Source organism: Streptomyces boluensis, from assembly GCF_009908195.1.
In the GTDB taxonomy this organism is placed as follows: Bacteria; Actinomycetota; Actinomycetes; order Streptomycetales; family Streptomycetaceae; genus Streptomyces; species Streptomyces boluensis.
Map to the genome: position 1 here is coordinate 1 of NZ_JAAAHS010000687.1, position 1695 is coordinate 1695.

1 protein-coding gene is annotated in these 1695 nt (G+C 75.3%); it reads left to right on the forward strand.

Features of this window, described 5'->3' with window-relative positions; all coding sequences use genetic code 11:
* The coding region (locus tag GUY60_RS37445) for an arabinofuranosyltransferase AftB family protein (protein WP_161705957.1) at positions 1-1666 on the forward strand (1666 nt) is incomplete at its 5' end.
* Positions 1667-1695: the final 29 nt, after the last annotated feature.

The window sequence follows — 1695 nt, forward strand, 5'->3', positions numbered from 1 at the left end:
CCGCGCCGCCGCGCGGCCCGCCCACCCCCTCAACACACGCGCGCGCAAACGGCAGTTGGCGCTCCGCCCGCTGCCCGTGCTCGTCGTCCTCGGCATCCTCGTCGCCGGGTACCAGCGCCGCTGGATGTCCGACGACGGCCACATCTACGTCCGCACGGTCCGGCAGATCCTCGCGGGCAACGGCCCCGTCCTCAATCCGGGCGAGCGCGCCGAGTCCTCCACCGGCACGCTCTGGCAGTGGTTCCTCGTCGCCGCAGGACTGCCCGGCTGGGACATCGCCACCGCCGCCGTGTACGGCGGACTGCTGCTCACCGCCGCCGGGTTCGGCCTCGCCGCCCTCGGCTGCCTGCGCCTGTACGGCACGTCCCGCGCGCTGCCGCTCGGCGCCCTCGTACTGCTCGCGCTGCCGCCCGTCTGGGACTTCGCCACCTCGGGTCTGGAGACCGGCCTCGCCACCTGCTGGCTCGCCGCCGCCTGGCTGCTCCTCAGCACCGCGCCCGCCGCGCCCCTCACCTGCGTACTCCTCGGCCTCGGCCCGCTGGTCCGGCCCGACCTCGGCATCGTCTCCGTGGTCTTCCTCGCCGCCCAGTGGCTCATGGTCAGGCCCGGCCCGCGGCGCACCCTCGCCGGGCTCGGCGCGGCCCTCGCGGCGCCCCTCGCGTACGAGGTGTTCCGCGCGGGCTACTACGGGCACCTGGTGCCGCTGCCCGGCGTCACCAAGGAGGCCTCGCAGAGCCTCTGGGGCCGCGGCTTCGGCTACCTCGGCGACCTCGCGGGCCCCTATCTCCTATGGCTGCCCGCCCTGTTCATCCTCGCCGCGCTGCTCCGTGCCCCGCTGCTGCGCACCCCACCCGCACGCACCCGGCTGATCCCCGTCCTCGCGCCGGTCGTCGCGGGCCTGCTCTGCTGGCTGTACGTCATCAAGGTCGGCGGTGACTTCATGCACGGGCGGATGCTGCTGCCCGGCCTGTTCCTGCTGCTTCTCCCCGTCTTCCTGGTCCCCGCCACCCGCCCCTTCGCCCTCGCCGCCACGGCCGTCGGCGTCTGGGCCCTGGTCTGCGCGAGCTGGCTCCGCATCCCGTACGAGGGTCGCCTCGGCCCCGCCGGTATCGCCGACGAACGCGGCGTCTACGTCCAGCAGAACGCCGACCCGCACCCCGTCCGGCACACCTTCGCGGGGGCCCGCGGACACGCCGCGTACAGCGCCCTCGCCCGCACCGCGAAGCCGCCCCGCCTGCTGCTCGGCCCGACCGCGGTGGCCGGCGCGGGGCCCACGGTCACCGGGGTTCACGACGTCCTCGGCATGAACGGCACCGCCGTCCCGCTCTCCGGCGCGGCCCTCGACACGATCGGTCTGTCGTACCCGCTGGCCGCGCACTCCGAGCAGTTGCGCGGGGGCCGCGTCGGGCACGACAAGCACCTGCCCGTCGAGTGGATCCTCGCGGACCGGGGCACGCGCGAACTCCCGCCGGGCGCCGACCCGTCCAAGGTGGCGGCTGCGCGCCGGGCCCTGAACTGCCCACCCCTGTCCGACCTGCGCGCGGCGTCCGAGGCTCCGCTGACGCTGGACCGGTTCGTCACCAACTTGACGGGGTCCTGGGCCCGCACGGGGTTCCGTTTCCCGAACGATCCGGTGGCGGCGGAGCGGGTGCTGTGCGGGTCGTGAGGGTGCGGGGCGGAGCCCCAGTTCGGGAA